This window comes from Nocardia sp. FBN12, assembly GCF_054031145.1.
In genome coordinates this window covers 4871815-4889504 of sequence record NZ_CM132926.1, presented here as the reverse complement: position 1 = coordinate 4889504, position 17690 = coordinate 4871815, and the positions used below count along the sequence as shown (strand labels likewise).

Sequence of the window (17690 nt, the reverse complement as noted above, 5' to 3'; positions counted from 1 at the left end):
CGAACTCACCGCGCAAACCGATAAACCGGGATAATCCGGCGAAACAGGTTTGGCGGTGAGTTCTGGTGTGAATACTGGGCATTCGCAATGCATTTCGACAGAGTGGGATCTATCTGATGTTTTCCGGCCGTGAAACGTCCAAGCCGTACGCCGCTCGGGTCGCAGTGGTGGGAGCGGCGGTGCTGATCGGACTGCTCGGTTCGGCGGGAACCGCTGCGGCACTTCCGGGTTCGGGGTCGGCATCGGGTTCGGCCAGCGGGTCCGCGGACCTGGCATCCGGCTCGGCGTCCGGTTCGGCGGCGGCAGGCCCGGCCGGTGCCTACCTCACCTGGCAGTCGGCGCAGTTCATCCACAACACCTTGCGCATGCTGCTGTCGGTCCCGATGCGCAACGGCTAGTCCCAGGCCTTCTCCCAGCGCTCGGCAGCCCAGTCGCGCACCTCGCCACTGACCAGAATCGCGGGCAGTAGCAGCGCGAAGCCGATCAGCAGGATCGCCAGCCGCACCCAGACGCTGAGTTCGCCGAGGGCGCGGAGCAGCGCGGGCAGGACGCAGAGCGCGGCGAGCGCGACGAGGACGATCGCCGCGAGATTGTATCCGGGGCCGGCGATCAGCGCGGCGCAGGTACCGAAGCAGAGTCCGAGGACAAGACCGCCGACGCCGACGAAGTAGTTGTCCCAGGAAAGCCAGCTCGGGCGGGTAGACCGGTGAGTGACCACGCCGCGCAGCTTAACGCGATCAGCTGTCGCTGTGCGGCGGTCTCGGCCACGGGTTTCGTTCCAGCTGTTCGACCGACTGGTTGAACTTGCGCATCAGTCTGCCGAGTTCGGTGACATCCTCGGCGTCCCAGTCGGCGACGACCTTGCTGAGGTCGCTGCTGCGGTGGCGCCGATCCGCCGCGAGCGCCGCCTTGCCGTCGGCGGTGGCCTCGATCTTGCGCGCGACGCCGCCGTCGGGATCGGGAACTCGTTGTACCAGATCGTGTTTCAGCATCGCGCCGACCTGGCGGTTGATGGTGGAGATGTCGAGCTGGAACGACTCCGACAGCTCGCGCAAGCTCAGTGGTTCGCCGAGATCGAGGCGGGTCAGGATGAGGAACGCCGACCGGTCGAGGAGGAAGCCGGGGCGCCTGCGGGTGGTCGTGGGGAAGTGCCGCGAGATCAGGTTCATCTCGAACACCAGGCGGGTGAACGGGGTGTCGTCGGCGGCGCCGGAATCGGACATGTGCCAACTATGTCGGGTGGGTCACCGCTGAATCAAATTGTGTACTATGCACATGCTGTGTAACGTGCATATTTGTGTCTGTCACCGATGCCGATGTTTCGCCGGCCCCACCCGAAATCCGCCGCCGCCCGGCCCCGGCTGTGCTCATCGCGGTGCTCAGCACGGTCGGCATCGTTGTCTCGCTCATGCAGACGCTGGTCATCCCGATCATCCCGACGCTGCCGACGCTGCTGAACACCTCGGCGTCCAACGCCTCCTGGGTGGTCACCGCCACTTTGCTGGCCGGCGCGGTTTCGACGCCGATCGCCGGACGGCTCGGCGACATGTTCGGCAAGCGGCTGATCCTCGTCAGCAATCTCGGCTTCATGATCGTCGGCTCGGTGATCTGCGCGATGGCGAATTCGCTGCTGCCCGAGGTGGTCGGCCGCTCGCTGCAGGGCATCGCGGTGGGCGCGATCCCGCTGGGTATCAGCATCATGCGCGACGAGCTCCCGCCCGAGAAGGTCGGCGGCGCGATGGCCGTGATGAGCGCGACCCTCGGCGTCGGTGGCGCCGTCGGCCTGCCGTTCGCGGCCCTGATCGCGCAGAACGCGGACTGGCACATGCTGTTCTGGACGGCCGCCGGGATGGGCGTGCTGTGCGCGGTGCTGGTTTTCGTTTTCGTGCCGGAGTCGCCGGTGCGCACGCCGTCGCGCTTCGATTTCGGTGGTGCGATCGGGCTGTCGATCGCCCTGCTCACGCTGCTGATCGGCATCACCAAGGGCGCCGACTGGGGCTGGGGCAGCGGCTCGATCCTCGCGCTGTTCGGTCTGTCGCTGGTGAGTTTCCTCGGCTGGGGCGCCTATGAACTACACCAAGGCGCGCCATTGGTCGACCTGCGCGTGTCGGCCCGTCCGCGCGTGCTGTTCACCAATATGGCGTCGATCGCGGTCGGCTTCGCGCTCTACGGCATGTCGCTGACGTTCCCGCAGCTGCTCATGGCCCCCGAGGCGACCGGCTATGGATTCGGTCTGTCGATGGTGGTCGCGGGCCTGGCGATGGCGCCGACCGGTCTGGTGATGATGCTGCTCTCGCCGGTATCGGCGCGCCTGTCGGCGAAGAAGGGCCCGAAGTTCACGCTGGCGCTCGGCTCGGCCGTGATCGCTGTCGGCTACCTGTGCGCGGTCGTGATGATGGACACCGTGTGGCAGATCGTGCTGTCGGCGGTCATCGTCGCCGGCGGCGTCGGCCTGGCGTACGCGGCCATGCCCGCGCTGATCATGGGTGCGGTGCCGCTGAGCGAGACCGGCGCCGCCAACGGCCTCAATTCGCTGATGCGCTCCATCGGCACCTCGACCTCGGCGGCGGTGATGGGCGTGGTGCTCGCGCACATGACGATGCAACTCGGCCCGCACATGGTGCCGACTCGTTCGGCGTTCCACACCGCGTTCTTCATCTCGATGGCGGGCGCGATCGCCGCGATCGCCTTGACCGTATTCATCCCCATGGGGAAGAAGAAGGTCGGCTGAGTCAGTCCGCGACCGGCGAGTACACCACCAGCGACCAGTCGCGGCGCGGCACCAGGGCGGCGCCGAGGGAGTGCACCGCCATCGCGACCGTCGCACCGGTGTGCGGGTCGCGGAAATGGACTACCGGACCGTCGGGGCCGTGCGCGGTCAGGGGTTCGGTGGTCCAGAACTTCTCCCATTCGGGAGCCCGCGAACACGCTCCGACGATGTCGGCGATCTGCGCCCGCGACGCCAATCCCGGCCCCATGACGCGAAACCCGTAGACGCACATGTGAACCTGGTGTTCCCAATCGACCATGGCGGTCTTGGCGCGAGGGTCGAGCAGCATCCACTCGAGCATCGACACCCCCGCTTCGAGTCCGGGAAAGAGCAGCCGCCACGCGGCATTGGTGGCGAGGACCTCGAAGACCGGATGCAGTTGCAGGCTGGCCGGATGGGTGATCCCGTCGAGCAGCACCTGGTCGGCGGGGCGGACCAGCGACGGTGTCGAGTCGTAGCGCTGAGCGACCGACAGCGCGACGAGGTGGTCGCGAAACATCTCGGGCACCTCGAGCGCGTCGGTGAGCGCGGTGAGCGCCTCCAATGTCGGTGCGCGCGTACCCTGTTCGATCTTCTGGATGAGAGCGGGGGAGATGCCCGCCACCTCGCCGAGTGCCGCCCTGGTCAGGCCCGACGATTCGCGGCGTTCGCGGAGGTATCGCGAGATCGACACGTTCGGGTCTTCCACAATGCGCTCCTGTTTCGGTCACCGGTACAAATTGGGACAGTCGTCTAGCTTGACCGAGGGTAAAGGTTTCGCAAAAATCATGTCAGCCGAGCGGGTGATCGCATGGCTGTCCGGCCGCCGCGCCCAGGCCCATTGTCGGCCTTTGTGCTGGTCGGGCCAGTGTGTTCCGGAGCGGAAAGTGTTCGACACCACCCCCTGCGCGGACGAATGTCGCCGGAGGGGACGGCGTGCGCTCGCTGTGTGCGCGCCGAGAGCGATTGCCGGGTGAAACCCGGGTGGCGCAGGGGTCCATCCGGTGGTCGCCCGTCCGCTTCGGAAAACACGCGTGAGCGGGAACCGAAAGCCCTCGCGATTCGTCCAATAGGGCAGATGGATGAACGAGAGTGGGGGGCGATGACGCAAGTACAGCAACGACCGGGACGCCGCACGTCCTGGATCGCCGGAATCTCCGGCGTGTTGGCGGCGGCGACGGTAGTAGTCGTCGGACTGGTGTGGTGGCAGCACGACTGGGGCGATCAGTTCCCCGCGCTCGACAGTGAGCAGCTCGACGAGCAGCAGATCGTGCTCGTCGACGTCTTGCGTCGTGAGTACGAGCAGCCCGGCGACGGGCCGAAGTACGCCGAGGGTGTCCGCGAGGCCTGGTGCGCCGACTTCGTCAGCTGGACGATGCGCGAGGCGGGCAGGCCGCTGGCGAATCCGAACTCCGGTTCCTGGCGCATTCCCGGCGTGTACACCTTGCAGGAGTACTACCAGCAGGTCGGCCGATTCACCCGCGCCGATGTCGGCTACCGCCCGCGCACCGGTGACGTGGTGCTCTACGGCCCCGGCAGTCCGCTCGGTCAGCACACCAATATCGTGCTGAAGGCCGAGGGCGAGGAGATCACCACCATCGGCGGCAACGAGATGGGCACGGTTCGGGTTCGCACTATCACCCCGTCCGAGACCGCCGATCTGGTCGGTTACGGGCGATTCTGAAATCGATTGGCGCTCAAGACAACTGCGACGATCCTGGACGGCGGTACCACGCTGATACCCGTACCATGGAGCTCGCGGCGCCCGGCAGCGCCGTCGCCAGCTCCTCCGTCCTGCTTCCCCCTCATCGGCAGGACGGGGGAGTTGTGCCACCAGCTGGGGGTTTACCGCCATCCCGTACGGTGTCCGATGTGCGTGTGAAGGTGGACGAAAAGCCACGTCGTGACCCGATGTGGATCGAGTACGCCGATTTCGGCGAACGGTTCGTCACCTACGCGGTGACCGAGGAACGCATCGCCGCCGCGGTATCGGGGATGACCGGGCGCGGCGTGCAGATCGGACCGTTCTCGCTCGGTCCCGCCGGACTTGCCGGTTTCGTGGCCGAGGGCACGCTTGGCACCCCCGTGGTCACCCGCACACCCGGCGACGCGCTGAGCTTCGGCGTGAAAATCCCGCTGACCCTGGCCGTGAAGCTGGTTCTCGGTGGCCGCAAGCTGCGCCTGGCCGCCGTGGTGGAGATCGGGCTCACGCTGCACGCCCGGACTGCCGCTCCGCTGCTGGTCGTGATCGATGTCGCCCCGGTGACCGCCAAGGACGTGAGCTTCACGCTGCGCGCCGAGGCCGTCGACGGCGCCTGGGAGATGCTGCTCGATCCGATCGCGGGCCTGGTGCGCAGCGAGGTCGCCAGCCGGGTCAACGCCATCGTCGGCGACCCGAAGGTCCGCTCGGAACGGGTCTTCGACATCGAGGCGATCCTGGACGGCTACCGCTCACCGCATCGCAACGACACCGTGTTCGACTGGATCGATTACCGCGAATTCGGTCTGCGCTTCTTCACCACCATCGTCACCAGAGACCGCGTGCACGGGGTGGTCGGCCAGATGGCGGGTAGCGAGATCGAGGTGGGGCCGCTGGCCGAGGGCCCGCGCGGCGCGGCCACGGTGACCGTGCGCGGCGCGATCGAGCAGCCGCGGGTGATCGATCGTGGCCTCGGCGAGCCGGGTGACCTGCGAATCTTCGATATGACCCTGCCGGTGGGACTCGACATCACCGTCGACGTCCTCAAAGCCAACCACTACCGCGCCGACCTGGAGATTCCCCTCGTCCTCACGGCACGGGCCGCCGAGCCGCTGCAGATCGTGATCGAGGTGCCGCCGCCCGCGCTCGAGGACATCTCGATGGAATTCAAGGCCAAGGGCCTGCGCGCGGCCACCCTGGCCCGGCTGGCGGGTATCAAGAAGCAGATCGTCGCGCAGGTTGTGGCGGTGGTCAGCACCGAGCTGGCCGATCCGGCCGGCCGCACCATCGACGTGGGCGCGGCGATCGACGGCGCCACCTGAGTCCTGTGACTCGTGGGGCGAATGTTGCCCTTGGTTCTGGCGGTTCCCCTGGGGTTGTGGTGCAATGAGTCGCACGTTTCTAGACTCCCGGCGCGCGATTTTCGGGGAAGGCGCGCCGGGTTCGCTTGCCGGTGAAGGTTGCGCGAAGGAGTCCTGCGATGCGTTCTGTTCCGGTGACCCGGCGGAAGTTCTTCGGCCTCGCCGCCGCCGCTGCCACGATCGGTGCCGGTCTCGCCGCCGCGCCTGCCCGCGCCCAATCCTTCGGCACCATGGTCGATTACGCCGCGGGGGTACCCTCCGCCGCCTCGATCGCGGCCGAGGGTCATATCGGCGTGATCCGATATGTCTCCGAGCGCAGGCCCGGCGCGGAGTGGATGGAAGGTAAACCGCTGCTCGCCGCCGAGGTCGAGGATCTGTGGGCGCACGGCCTGTCGATCGTGTCGAACTACCAGTTCGGCAAGGGCCCGACGGCCGACTGGCGCGGCGGCCTCGAAGCGGGCAAGCAACACGCCGAACGCGGCTGGGCGATCCATACCGCCGCGGGCGGACCGGACACCGCGCCGATCTACGCCTCCATCGACGACAACCCCTCGGAAGAGGAGTTCGACGAGATGATCGCGCCCTACATCGAGGGCTGGCAATCGGTGCTCGGCTCCGAACTCGTCGGCATCTACGCCAACGCCCCGACGATCGACCGCGCGCTCGACGCGGGCCTTGGTTCCTGGTTCTGGCAACACAATTGGGGCACCGAGCGCGGTTTCGTGCACGACGCCGCGCACCTGCACCAATTCGAGATCGACAAGCGCGCGATCGACGGTATCGGCGTCGACCTGAACCGGGTACTGGCCGAGGACTACGGCCAGTGGTGACCTAGGTCTGGCAGTGGCAAGTCGCGCCGCAGCGGATATCGGCCTCGTCGTCGGGCACCACACGCAGCGCTGACCGCATCTCGGGCTCCGCCCACACCCCGCGCCACGACATCAGCGACCACCGCGACAGACCCGACAGCGCCGACCCGATGCTGGCGAACGACAGCGACGAGATCGCGGACCCGAACGACCCGATCGAGCCGATGGACAGCACGGATCCGACACTGCCGATCGAGAGCACCGAATAGGCCGAGCCGATCGACAGGATCGACCCCTCGGATCGGTACGACAGGATCGACCGCTGACTCCGGATCGACCGAACATTCCGGGAAGAACCACGCGTGGTCGCCATCGTCTCGGTCTACCACATCGCGGTGCCCGCGGGAACAGCCCAAAACAACTGAGCCCGATCCGTTCTCGAGGAACGAACCGGGCTCAGTGGCGCTGTCTGCTACACGGTGAAGAAGCCGAGGGTCGGCATGAACGTGCACGTGCGTGGTGCGGCGCCCTCGGCGGCGGTGGTGAGTGACCCCGAGATCACCGCGACGACCCGGCCGTGGCCGGTGTTCGCGACGGCCGACAGGGTGGCCGGACCGCCGGGGTTGATCTTGGCCTCGTCGGTCAGCGTCTGAATCGCGGACTGGCGGGTGTCGAGGTTGAGCCACTGCACCGTCATCGGCGGATTCTGCACGCCGGTCGGCGCCTTGGTGCCGAGCGCGGTGAACACGAAACCGGCCTGACCGGCGGCGGGCCCGGGCGGGGGCAGCTGCGCCGGACCGGCGACCGCGAGCGCGGTGCCGACCGAATCGGCGCCGTCACCGATGCAGCCCTTGCCGATGGTCGGGTACAGGAACTGCGCGATGGCCGGGCCGTCCTGCGGGAGCTCGGGACCGCCGCCGCCACTGCCGTCGAGGAAGGTGATGATCCGCTCGAGGGTGGACTTGATGGCGGGCGGCAGATTCAGCGTGGCCAGCAGTGCGCGCGCCTGATCGAGCAGGGCGGTCTGTGGGCTCGCGACGTCGGCCGGACCGGCGACCAGGCCTGCCACGGCGGGGGCGAAGGCGGCCAGCGCGTCGACCGGCACGCCCTCGGGCACCATCGGGACACTGATCGGCGCCGCCTGGGGGGCGGGCGCTGGTGCGGCAATCGATGCAGGCGCGGCGAGCATGGCGCCTGCCGCGATGGCGAGAGCGGTCGTTGCGATCCGCGATCCTCGGCTACGAAGCACTTGTCTAGCCGTCCTTACCTCGATGGTGCGATGGGCGAGGGTTGTCGAGCCCAACATGTCGGGGGTCACTCTAAGGACAACGCCGCCGTGTTGTACAGCCGCCGGGCCCAAGGTGGCGCACCAGCCGAAACGATGTTCATCGACGCTAGCCCCGCATGGAGTTACACCTGGGGATTTTGATGCAAATGTTACCCATGGTGTCGCCGCGGCTGGTGGACGCGGGGGTCGTTGGGCGCCCGGTTAAAGTAGCTGAGCACCCGCGAAATGGCGCCCGGCGCCACCGATGCCGACCGAAAGCCTGGCCTTGAACAGACACCTCCGATGGGCTCTCGCGCTGCTCGGACTGTCCGTGCTCGCCCGGCTGGCCTGGATGCTCTTCGCCCCGAACGGGCTCAACGTCGTCGATCTGCACGTCTATGTGGACGGCTCGGCCGCGCTGCTCACCGACCGGCTCTACGACTTCACCTACTCGGAGGTGACGCCGGACTTCCCGCTGCCGTTCACCTATCCGCCGTTCGCCGCGCTGGTGTTCTTCCCGCTGCACTATCTGCCGTTCACCCTTGTCGCGGTCGGCTGGATGCTGGCCACGGTCGCCGCCCTCTACGGCGTGATCCGGATCAGTTTCGAACTGCTGCTCGGCGCGGAGCAGGCGAAGCGGACGCCGTGGCTCACCGCGGCCGTCGGCTGGACGGCGCTCGGCGTCTGGCTCGAGCCGGTGCGAACCACGATCGACTACGGCCAGGTCAATGTGTTCCTGGTGTTCGGGGCGATGCTGGCCGTGCGCAGCGCGAGCTGGTGGATCTCGGGCAGCCTCGTCGGCGTGATCGCCGGCATCAAGCTGACCCCGGCCATTACCGGCCTGTACTTCGTGGCGCGGCGGCGCTGGGCGACGGTGCTGTGGTCGGCGGCCGCCTTCGGGCTGACCGTCGCTGTGAGCTTCCTCATCAACGCACACGAGGCGAAGCGCTATTTCGGCACCCTGCTCGGTGACGCCGACCGGATCGGCCCGGTGGGTTCGGTCTGGAACCAGTCGCTGCGCGGCGCGCTGAGCCGCATCCTCGGGCACGACGTGCAGTCGGGGCCGTGGTGGATCGTCGCGGTGCTGATCACCGCCGTGCTGGCGTTGCTCGCCTGGCGCACCCTCGGCGCCGACGATCGGCTCGGCACCCTGGTGCTGGTGCAGTTGTTCGGGCTGATGATCTCGCCGATCTCCTGGTCACACCACTGGGTGTGGCTGATCCCGACCGCGTTGTGGCTGCTCTACGGGCCGTTGCGGAACGAGCGTGTCGCGCGGATCATCGCCGGGTTCTGGGTGCTGACGATGCTGGTCGGCGTGCCGTGGGTGCTCTCGTTCGCGCAGCCGACGATCTGGACGATTCCGCGTCCGTGGGCGCTGGCCTGGCTCGGCGCGGTCGATGTGATCGGCGTGTTCGTCCTGCTCGGCTGGATGATCTGGCACGGCCGCGACACGCTGCGCGGACAACTCCCCGGCCGTCGCACGGCCGAGGTGCCCGCGGGCTGAGGCTCAGCCGACGATGTCGTCGATGGTGTGCGCCATCGCCGTATCGAGCGAGGTGAGACCACCCTCCGAGTGCGTACTCAGCGTGAAACGCAGTGTGCGCCAACGGATATCGATGTCCGGATGGTGGTCGGCCGCCTCGGCCGCGACGGCGACCTTGCGCACCGTCTCGATGCCGGCGAGGAAGCTCGCGGCCTTTACCGTGCGGGTGATCGCGTCACCGTCGCGCGACCATTCCGGCAGGGTGGCCAAGGCGATGGTGAGCTCGGGGTCGGAGAGCAGCGGAGCACCCATACTTCGGTTGTACGCCTCATGGGCGCGCCCGCGCAGCGTTCGGCTACTTGGCGCGCGCCAGCTTCAAGGCCTTTTTGAGATCTTTACCGCACGTTCCGGCAGCCTCGGCCTTCTTCATCCGCATGATGACGACGGGGCATTTGAAGCAGCGCGTCTTCTTCCTGCAGCACTTTTTCTTCGGCTTCAGGCTCGAGACCTTCTTCGCCTTCACCTTGCCCATGGGAGTTAGCCTAGCCTAAGTACAAAGCCTGACACGAGGGTGCCCCCGCGCAACCGGTAAGCTGTAACAGGCCGCGATGCCAGATGAATGCGCGCCAAACACCCCAACAGCAGGAGGATCCAGGCGTGTCGTCTTCACGCGATTTTCGCAACGTCGCCATCGTGGCCCACGTCGACCACGGCAAGACGACGCTGGTTGACGCCATGCTTCGTCAGTCCGGTGCATTCGCCGAGCGAGCCGAACTGGTCGACCGAGTCATGGACTCCGGCGATCTCGAGCGCGAGAAGGGCATCACCATTCTCGCGAAGAACACCGCCGTCCATCGCCACAACCCCGACGGTTCTCTCACCGTCATCAATGTGATCGACACCCCGGGCCACGCCGACTTCGGTGGTGAGGTCGAGCGCGGCCTCTCCATGGTCGACGGTGTCGTGCTGCTCGTCGACGCGTCCGAGGGCCCGCTGCCCCAGACCCGCTTCGTGCTGCGCAAGGCCCTCGCGGCCAAGCTGCCGGTCATCCTGGTCGTGAACAAGACCGACCGCCCCGACGCCCGCATCGCCGAGGTCGTCTCCGAGTCGCACGACTTGCTGCTCGACCTGGCGTCGGACCTCGACGACGAGGCCGCCGAAGCCGCCGAGCTCGCACTCGACCTGCCGGTCCTCTACGCCTCGGGCCGTGAGGGCAAGGCGTCGAAGGTGGAGCCGGAAAACGGTTCCGCGCCCGACGCCGAGAACCTCGACGCCCTGTTCGAGGTGCTGATGGACTACATCCCGGCACCGAAGAGCAACAAGGACGCGCCGCTGCAGGCCCACGTCACCAACCTCGACGCCTCGGCGTTCCTCGGTCGCCTGGCCCTGGTCCGCATCTACGCGGGCGAGCTGCGCAAGGGTCAGAACGTCACCTGGATCAACGCCGACGGCGCCAAGACGGTCAAGATCACCGAGCTGCTGCAGACGATCGGTGTCGAGCGTCAGCCCGGCGAGGTCGCCGAGGCCGGTGACATCGTCGCTATCGCCGGTATCCCCGACATCATGATCGGCGACACCCTCGCCGATCCGGAGAACCCGATCGCGCTGCCGCGCATCACCGTCGACGAGCCCGCCATCTCGGTGGTCATCGGCACCAACACCTCGCCGCTGGTCGGCCGGGTGCAGGGCCACAAGCTCACCGCCCGCATGCTCAAGTCGCGCCTGGATTCCGAGCTCATCGGCAACGTGTCGCTGCGCGTGCTCGACATCGGCCGTCCCGACGCCTGGGAGGTGCAGGGTCGTGGTGAGCTGGCGCTGGCCATCCTGGTCGAGCAGATGCGTCGCGAAGGCTTCGAGCTCACCGTCGGCAAGCCGCAGGTGGTCACCCGGCAGGTCGACGGCAAGACCCACGAGCCGTTCGAAGAGCTGACCATCGACTGCCCCGACGAGTACCTGGGCGCGATCACCCAGCTGCTGGCCGCCCGCAAGGGCAAGATGGTGCAGATGAGCAACCACGCCGCCGGCTGGGTGCGCATGGAGTTCATCGTCCCCTCGCGTGGCCTGATCGGCTTCCGCACCGTGTTCCTCACCGAGACCCGCGGCACCGGCATCGCCAACGCCGTCGCCCACGGTTACGCCCCGTGGGCCGGTGAGATCCGCGCTCGCCACACCGGTTCGCTGGTGTCGGACCGCGCGGGCACCGTCACCCCGTTCGCGATGATCCAGCTGGCCGACCGTGGTCAGTTCTTCGTCGAGCCGGGCGCCGACACCTACGAGGGCATGGTCGTGGGCATCAACCCGCGTGCCGAGGATCTCGACATCAACGTGACCCGCGAGAAGAAGCTGACCAACATGCGCAGCGCCAACGCGGACACCTTCGAGACCATGGCCAAGCCGTTGCAGCTCGACCTCGAGCTGGCGATGGAGTTCTGCACCGAGGACGAGTGCGTGGAGGTCACCCCCGAGGTGGTCCGCGTGCGCAAGCTGGTGCTCGGCGCCAACGAGCGGGCCCGCGACCTGTCGCGTCGCAAGGCTCGCGACAAGGCCGCCGCGAACTGAACCAAGGCGTACCAATGATGGGGCGGTGCTTCGGCGCCGCCTCATTTTTGGTTTCGGCCCGCCTCGGTCCGGCCTGAGTGGAGGGTGCGACGAAGGAGCGCCCGGAGGGAGGGAAGACCGAGGTTACGAGGGCCGAAACCCGCGGCGCCAGCCGCTGTTAGATGGAGGTAGAGTGCGCAAGGTGAGTTCGGGGCGGCGCGCGAGGTGGCGTGCGATGGTGCTGGCGATGATTGCCTCGACGGCGGTCGTGGCCGGTTGCACGGCGAATCCGCCACCGCCGATCGAGTCCTCCGATTCGCCCAAGACCACCCAGGCCAAGCCGGGTAAGAACACCGTGGTCGTCGCGATCGACGACATCGGGATCGGGTTCAACCCGCATCTGCGCTCGGATCAGTCGCCGGTGACCAGCGCGGTGAGCTCGATGGTGCTGCCGAGCCCGTTCCGCGCCGCGCCGAGTCCGGTGCATCCCGGTCTGGTCGACTGGGTGCCCGACAGCTCGCTGATCGTGTCGGCCGATGTGACGGCCCAGGAGCCGTTCACCATCACCTACACCCTGCGTGATCAGGCCAATTGGTCCGATGGCGCCCCGATCGCGGCCGAGGACTTCCGGTTCCTGTGGCAGCAGATGATCAGTCAGCCCGGCGTGGTGGATCCGGCCGGCTATCGGCTGATCTCGGATGTGGCGTCGTCGGCGGGCGGCAAGACGGTCACCGTCACCATGGCCCAGCCGTACCCGGCCTGGCGCGAACTGTTCTCGAATCTGCTGCCCTCGCACCTGGTGAAGGATTCGCCGGGCGGGTTCACCAGTGGTCTTGTCGACAAGATCCCGGTCTCGGGCGGCAATTTCACCATCAAGTCGGTCGATCGCGGGCGCGACGAGATCCTGCTCGAACGCAACGACCGCTTCTGGGGCACCCCCGCCTCCCCGGATCAGGTCCAGTTCCGCCGTGGCGGCACGCCCTCGCAGCTGGCCGAATCGCTGCGCACCGGCGACGCGCAGATGGCGCTCGTGCACGGCGGCGTGGCGACCCAGGCGCAACTGGCCGCGATCCCGTCGGTGCGGACCACGATCATGCCGCAGGCTCGCGAACTGCAACTCGCGCTCAACGGCCGATCCGGCGACCTCGCCGATGTGCGGGTCCGCAAGGCGGTGCTCGCGCTGCTCGACCCCGCGCTGCTGGCGACGGTCGGCGCGCAGACCGGCGGCTGGGTGGAACCCGCACGCGCACAAGTGCTTTCGCCGTCGAGCCCCGGCTATGTGCCCACCGCTCCGCCGCGGATGACCGCCGATGAGGCGTTCGCGCTGCTGGCCGAGGCGGGCTTCGGCCGCGCACCGGAGGCGCAGCAGACCGGTTCGCCCACCTCGCCCGCGCCGCGTCCGCGCTCGGTGGCGCGCAACGGCAAGGGGCTGTCGGTGCGGATCGGCGCCGTCACCGACGACGCGTCGGCGCTGGCCGTGGCCAATACCGCCGCCGACCAATTGCGCAGTGCCGGAATCGATGCCACCGTGCGCGGCCTGGCCGCCGACGAGCTGTACGGCAAGGACCTCACCGAATCCTCGATCGACGCCATCGTCGGTTGGGAGCTGGCAGGTGGCGACCCCGCCACCGCGCTGGCCTCACGCTACGGCTGCGCGCCGGTCGAACCGGTCGGTGCCGAAGGTCCCGCGCTGGCCGCGGCCGAGGCGTATCGCCAGGCGCCGAGCAACATCGGCGGAGTGTGCGATCCGACCCTGCAGCCCTCGATCGACGAAGCCCTGCGAGGGTTCGATGTGCCGCGCATCCTTGCCGAATCCGAGCCCAGGCTCTGGGAATTGGCGACGGTGCTGCCGATCGTGCAGGACAACGTCGTCGCGGCGGCCGGTCCGCGCGTCGACGGTGTGTCGCTGTCGGGCGCCATCCAGGTGGGGATCTTCGGCGATACGGCACAGTGGCGGCGGATCCCGTGATCGACGCCCGTCGGTCGGGTCTCGTTGTGGGACAGGAGAACTGGTGGTGGACCCGATGACCGGAACCGGTGGACTGCTCCTCGTCCATGCGCACCCTGATGACGAAACGCTCACCACGGGTGGCACTATCGCGCACTATCGCCGCCGCGGTGTTCCGGTGACCGTGGTGACCTGCACGCTCGGCGAGGAAGGCGAGGTCATCGGCGAACGGTGGTCGCGCCTGATCGCCGCCGAAGCCGATCAGCTCGGCGGTTACCGGATCGGCGAACTCACCGCCGCACTGTCGGCCCTCGACGCGGGCGAGCCGTGGTTCCTCGGTGGCCCCGGCCGATGGCGCGATTCCGGGATGGCGGGTACGCCGTCGGCGGCGAACCCGCGGGCCTTCGTGAACTCCGGTGCCGCCGCTGTGGACGAGCTCGTCGCGGTGATCCTCGAACTGCGGCCGAAGGTGGTCGTCACCTACGACCCGCGCGGCGGTTACGGTCACCCGGACCACATTCGCGCACACGAGATCACCACCGCGGCCGTCGCGGCCGCCGCCGAGCGGGGCTGGGATGTCCCCAAGTTCTACTGGACCGTCACCGACGGCGACCTGCTGCGTCAGCACACCGCCGCGCTCGCGCGCCGCACTGTCGACGAACTGCCCGGCGCGCTGCCCGCGGGCTGGCGCCTGCCGGTCGAGGCCGAACTGGCCGCCATGTCGACGAGCGGGGTGACCACCGTGGTCGACGTCTCCGATGTGGTCTCGGCCAAGCGCGCCGCCATGCGCGCGCACGCCACCCAGGTCACCGTCGCGCCGAGTGGCCGGGAATTCGCGCTGTCGAACAACATCGCGCTGCCGGTGCTGCCGGAGGAACACTTCACCCTGGTGCGCGGCACGCGGGGAAAGGTCGGTGCCGACGGCTTCGAGCACGACCTGTTCGCCGGTCTCGATTGAGCAGCTGACCACCGGATTGCCACAGCGGCGCCGACCGGTCGCGGATAGGTCGGAGCTTCGTCCTGGCGCGCACGGGCACAGCGGCCTGGCTCGGCCGAATAGACTCACGCCCATGGTGACCGATCACGATCAGCCCACCGCCGTGCTGCGGTCCTCGCGCCTCTCCGGCCTGCCGGATCCGCTGATCTCGGGCCTCATCGTCGTGCTGCTGTGCGTCGACGCGCTGATCACCCTCGCCGTCGAGGTGCTGTTCCTGCCCACGTACCTCGGCTCGGTGCCCTTCCCGGTGGTGGCGCTGCTGGCCGCCCCGATCAACGTGGCGCTGGTCTACGGCATGGAATCGGTGACCGACCGGATCGGCTTCACCTTCGCCCCGATCGTGGTGTGGGTGTTCGGGTTCCTGGTGTGCGCCTCGCGCGGACCCGGCGGCGACGTGATGCTCGGCAGCGACGGCCGCACCCTGCTGCTGTTCGCGTGCGGTGTGCTCGCCCCGGCGGGATACCTGTACTACCGCTCGAATGTCAGCCGGTAGTCCCGCTCGATCGTCACCCGCTCGACGAAGGGCCGTGCGGCATGAGCTTGGTCCGCTGAGCTCACGCAGGTGCCGAATCACCGTTGGCCGAGGCGGCCCGGGGTCACCGCCTCGATGAGTTCGGCGGCCTGGTCGATCGGGATGTCGACTACCAGGTACGCCTTCTTGCCCGCCGCGGTGGCCGCGACGACGGTGGCGAGGCCGGCGCGGCGTTGCCAGAAGGTCTGGCGCACTGTCCATCCGATGATGCCGGGCGCTTCGAGGCAGTCGCGGTTGCGGTCGAGGCTGCCGCGGCGGGTGATGAGCCAGGTCGGGCCGGTGGTGCCGCGCAGCACGCGGTGGCCGAGTCCTCGGTAGCGGTCTTCGGCGAGTGCGGCCATGAGCACGGCGAAGAGCACCGGCAATGTCCAGGTCCAGGTTGGTAGATCACCGCCCGCGAGCACGACGGCGAGCATGGCGACGACAACGCCGCCGACCGGCCACGCGGCGCGGGTATAGCGGCGCCTGCGTGCGGCGGGGCCGTGGCGATGTAGGTCGATGGTGCCGAGAGTGGCGCCGGTGATCGGTTGCAGTGCAGTCGAATTCGAGATTCCTGCGTCTGCGGCTTTGGTGAGCGAGGTCGTCGGCAGCTCGCTGCTGCCGGTATTGCCTGCGGAGGGCGTCGATGCCGATTCATCGTGCGCAACCACTGTTGGGGCGCTCGATTCGCCGCGTCGGGCCCACGTCGAGTCCGGCGCAGGAGCGCTCGATTCCGCGCGCTGATCCCAGACCGATTCCGGCGCCGGGTCGGTCGCCGCATCGGGTCGGCGGCGAGTGCGCAGGAGTTCGTCGAGGGTGCGTTCGACGGCGGTGCGCGGGGCCTGGGGGAGGATCTTCTGGCGGGGGTTCTCGCCGGTCATGATCATCTCCAGTTGTGCGGCGCTGGCGGCGCGCAACAGGAGTGGTTCGTTGAGGGTGGCGCCGCGGAAGCGGGCCAGGTCGAGGGTGATCTGGCGGGTGGTGAACAGGCCGTGGCGCAGGTGCAGGGTGGCGCCGTTGTCGAGCACGCGCAGGCCGTACCAGGTGGCGAGGTACTGGGCGCACGCGGCGAGATTCACCAGCAGCAGCGTCAGCAGGGTCAGGCCGGCGATGACGATCGCGACGATGACCGCGGTGTCGTTGTCGAGATCGCGCACGACTGCACTGTTCGAGAGCACATCGATGAGCCCGTACTGCGCGCCGACTCCCGCGATCGGCGCGACGACGGCCAGTCCGGTCAGCGACAACGGCGCGTACCGCACCCACGCCGCCCGCCAGTGCCCGATCTCCACCCCGGACTCGCCGAGTGCGTCGGGCTGCGAAACATGCGGCACGGCAGCGCTATCGACGTGCGACGGCGTGTGTTGCCCTGTGTGCGAGAGTAATTCGGCCCGCAATGCCGGAATCTGACTCGTATCGAGCGCGTCGAGCTTGAATTCCTCGCCCTTGTCGGTCTGCTTGCCGGTGCCGATCGCCAGCACCGCCAACCCCAGAACCCGGTGCAGCAGATCGGCTTCCACGTCCACCGATCGAATCCGTGGCCGCGGCACCGACAATGTCCGGCGGGCCACGATCCCACTGCGCAACTGCACATGATCGGCATCGATCCGGTACGACGTCGTGAACCACCGCGCGACACCGAACGCCGCGACCAGCGCCACCGGGATCAGGCTCCACAGCGGATTGCCACTGGTCGTGCCGACGATGACCGAACCGAGCAGCACCGGAATGTATTTCATGATCTCGGTGACCGGATACACCAGCAGCATGCGCGGGTCGAGACGCTGCCACTCGACGGGCTGGGTCATGTCGCGTCTCCACGGTGCTGCGCGGCGATCGCGGTCAACCGCAGCACCGTCTCCTCGGCCACCGGCAGGTCGAGCGCACTGATCTTCACCGCCCCCGCCGACGACGCGGTGGTCACCGTGACAGTCGCGAGCCCCAGCATCCGTTCCAGCGGCCCGCGCTCGGTATCCACGGTCTGCACCCGCGAGATCGGCGCCACCCGCGACTCCTGATCCAGCCACCCCACCCGCGTGTACACGGCCTCATCGGTGACCTCCCACCGATGCACCGCGTACCGCCACACCGGAACCACCACGACCGCGAGCGCCGCGAGCACCACGATCGCCAGCCCGGCGAGCACCTGCCACCCACGATGGTCCCCGTCGAGCACCGCCCACACCACGAGCGCGATGATCGACACGACCACCCCGATCGTGTTCTCCAACGCCCACAGCAGCTTGGCCTTGGAACTCGGACGCCAGGCCGGTTCGGCCAGAATGGTGGAGCGCGGCAACGACATGCTGCCCATGGTTCCATGCCCGT

At 68.2% G+C, this 17690-nt stretch carries 19 protein-coding genes; 10 read left to right on the top strand and 9 right to left on the bottom strand.

The features are described 5' to 3' along the window. Positions 1 to 116 precede the first annotated feature (116 nt). The gene (locus ACWZHB_RS23175) at positions 117 to 398 is read left to right on the top strand and encodes a hypothetical protein (protein ID WP_427903930.1); all 282 of its coding nucleotides are present in this window, start codon (positions 117 to 119) and stop codon (positions 396 to 398) included. Here the strand turns inward: ACWZHB_RS23175 and ACWZHB_RS23170 are convergent. Beyond that, the gene (locus ACWZHB_RS23170) at positions 395 to 718 is read right to left on the bottom strand and encodes a hypothetical protein (RefSeq protein ID WP_427903929.1); all 324 of its coding nucleotides are present in this window, start codon (positions 716 to 718) and stop codon (positions 395 to 397) included. The two genes, ACWZHB_RS23175 and ACWZHB_RS23170, sit on opposite strands and share 4 nt — an antisense overlap. Positions 719 to 737: 19 nt before the next feature. Further along, positions 738 to 1223: a MarR family winged helix-turn-helix transcriptional regulator gene (locus ACWZHB_RS23165; RefSeq protein ID WP_427903928.1), complete on the bottom strand. Its 486-nt coding sequence runs from the start codon at positions 1221 to 1223 to the stop codon at positions 738 to 740. A gap of 74 nt (positions 1224 to 1297) precedes the next feature. Between ACWZHB_RS23165 and ACWZHB_RS23160 the strand changes: the two genes are divergently transcribed. Further along, positions 1298 to 2731, top strand: a complete 1434-nt coding sequence (locus ACWZHB_RS23160) for an MFS transporter (protein ID WP_457204118.1) — start codon at positions 1298 to 1300, stop codon at positions 2729 to 2731. Position 2732: 1 nt separating this feature from the next. Here ACWZHB_RS23160 and ACWZHB_RS23155 read toward each other — a convergent pair whose 3' ends face one another. Next, positions 2733 to 3458 (bottom strand): helix-turn-helix domain-containing protein, encoded by a 726-nt coding sequence (locus tag ACWZHB_RS23155; RefSeq protein WP_427903927.1) that lies wholly within the window; start codon positions 3456 to 3458, stop codon positions 2733 to 2735. A gap of 393 nt (positions 3459 to 3851) precedes the next feature. Between ACWZHB_RS23155 and ACWZHB_RS23150 the strand changes: the two genes are divergently transcribed. The 3 genes from ACWZHB_RS23150 (at position 3852) to ACWZHB_RS23140 (ending at position 6639) form a co-directional block, all read left to right on the top strand. After that, positions 3852 to 4433, top strand: a complete 582-nt coding sequence (locus tag ACWZHB_RS23150; RefSeq protein WP_427903926.1) for a CHAP domain-containing protein — start codon at positions 3852 to 3854, stop codon at positions 4431 to 4433. Between the two features lie 188 nt (positions 4434 to 4621). Beyond that, complete coding sequence (locus tag ACWZHB_RS23145; protein WP_427903925.1) at positions 4622 to 5770, top strand: hypothetical protein; 1149 nt, start codon at positions 4622 to 4624, stop codon at positions 5768 to 5770. A gap of 158 nt (positions 5771 to 5928) precedes the next feature. Then, a complete protein-coding gene (locus tag ACWZHB_RS23140; protein WP_427903924.1) occupies positions 5929 to 6639 on the top strand; it encodes a DUF1906 domain-containing protein in 711 nt (236 codons plus the stop codon). A 1-nt stretch (position 6640) separates the two neighbouring features. On the opposite strand, the gene ACWZHB_RS23135 is transcribed toward ACWZHB_RS23140, so the two are convergent. Continuing rightward, positions 6641 to 6991 carry a hypothetical protein gene (locus tag ACWZHB_RS23135; protein ID WP_427903923.1) on the bottom strand — a complete coding sequence of 117 codons (351 nt, stop codon included), beginning with the start codon at positions 6989 to 6991 and terminating at the stop codon, positions 6641 to 6643. A 99-nt stretch (positions 6992 to 7090) separates the two neighbouring features. Then, positions 7091 to 7867 (bottom strand): Rv1157c family protein, encoded by a 777-nt coding sequence (locus ACWZHB_RS23130; protein ID WP_427903922.1) that lies wholly within the window; start codon positions 7865 to 7867, stop codon positions 7091 to 7093. A 283-nt stretch (positions 7868 to 8150) separates the two neighbouring features. Between ACWZHB_RS23130 and ACWZHB_RS23125 the strand changes: the two genes are divergently transcribed. Further along, positions 8151 to 9389 (top strand): mannosyltransferase, encoded by a 1239-nt coding sequence (locus ACWZHB_RS23125; protein WP_427903921.1) that lies wholly within the window; start codon positions 8151 to 8153, stop codon positions 9387 to 9389. 3 nt (positions 9390 to 9392) lie between these two features. Here the strand turns inward: ACWZHB_RS23125 and ACWZHB_RS23120 are convergent, their stop codons facing one another. Both ACWZHB_RS23120 and ACWZHB_RS23115 read right to left on the bottom strand, forming a co-directional pair. Further along, the gene (locus tag ACWZHB_RS23120; RefSeq protein ID WP_427903920.1) at positions 9393 to 9680 is read right to left on the bottom strand and encodes a 4a-hydroxytetrahydrobiopterin dehydratase; all 288 of its coding nucleotides are present in this window, start codon (positions 9678 to 9680) and stop codon (positions 9393 to 9395) included. A gap of 43 nt (positions 9681 to 9723) precedes the next feature. Continuing rightward, positions 9724 to 9900: a hypothetical protein gene (locus ACWZHB_RS23115; RefSeq protein ID WP_194826542.1), complete on the bottom strand. Its 177-nt coding sequence runs from the start codon at positions 9898 to 9900 to the stop codon at positions 9724 to 9726. Positions 9901 to 10025: 125 nt separating this feature from the next. Here ACWZHB_RS23115 and typA point away from each other — a divergent pair, with 125 nt between their 5' ends. The 4 genes from typA (at position 10026) to ACWZHB_RS23095 (ending at position 15344) form a co-directional block, all read left to right on the top strand. Next, entirely contained in the window at positions 10026 to 11927 is a 1902-nt protein-coding gene (gene typA / locus ACWZHB_RS23110) for a translational GTPase TypA (protein WP_427903919.1), read from the top strand. A 214-nt stretch (positions 11928 to 12141) separates the two neighbouring features. Next, positions 12142 to 13875 carry an ABC transporter family substrate-binding protein gene (locus tag ACWZHB_RS23105; protein ID WP_427909272.1) on the top strand — a complete coding sequence of 578 codons (1734 nt, stop codon included), beginning with the start codon at positions 12142 to 12144 and terminating at the stop codon, positions 13873 to 13875. A 55-nt stretch (positions 13876 to 13930) separates the two neighbouring features. Then, positions 13931 to 14812, top strand: a complete 882-nt coding sequence (gene mshB / locus ACWZHB_RS23100; protein ID WP_427903918.1) for an N-acetyl-1-D-myo-inositol-2-amino-2-deoxy-alpha-D-glucopyranoside deacetylase — start codon at positions 13931 to 13933, stop codon at positions 14810 to 14812. Positions 14813 to 14924: 112 nt separating this feature from the next. Beyond that, a complete protein-coding gene (locus tag ACWZHB_RS23095; protein WP_427903917.1) occupies positions 14925 to 15344 on the top strand; it encodes a hypothetical protein in 420 nt (139 codons plus the stop codon). Between the two features lie 77 nt (positions 15345 to 15421). Here ACWZHB_RS23095 and ACWZHB_RS23090 read toward each other — a convergent pair whose 3' ends face one another. Both ACWZHB_RS23090 and ACWZHB_RS23085 read right to left on the bottom strand, forming a co-directional pair. Continuing rightward, positions 15422 to 17170, bottom strand: coding sequence for a PH domain-containing protein (locus tag ACWZHB_RS23090; RefSeq protein WP_427903916.1), 1749 nt, complete (start codon positions 17168 to 17170; stop codon positions 15422 to 15424). Then, the gene (locus ACWZHB_RS23085; RefSeq protein WP_427909271.1) at positions 17167 to 17667 is read right to left on the bottom strand and encodes a PH domain-containing protein; all 501 of its coding nucleotides are present in this window, start codon (positions 17665 to 17667) and stop codon (positions 17167 to 17169) included. Before ACWZHB_RS23085 ends, ACWZHB_RS23090 begins: the two co-directional genes overlap by 4 nt. Positions 17668 to 17690 lie beyond the last annotated feature (23 nt).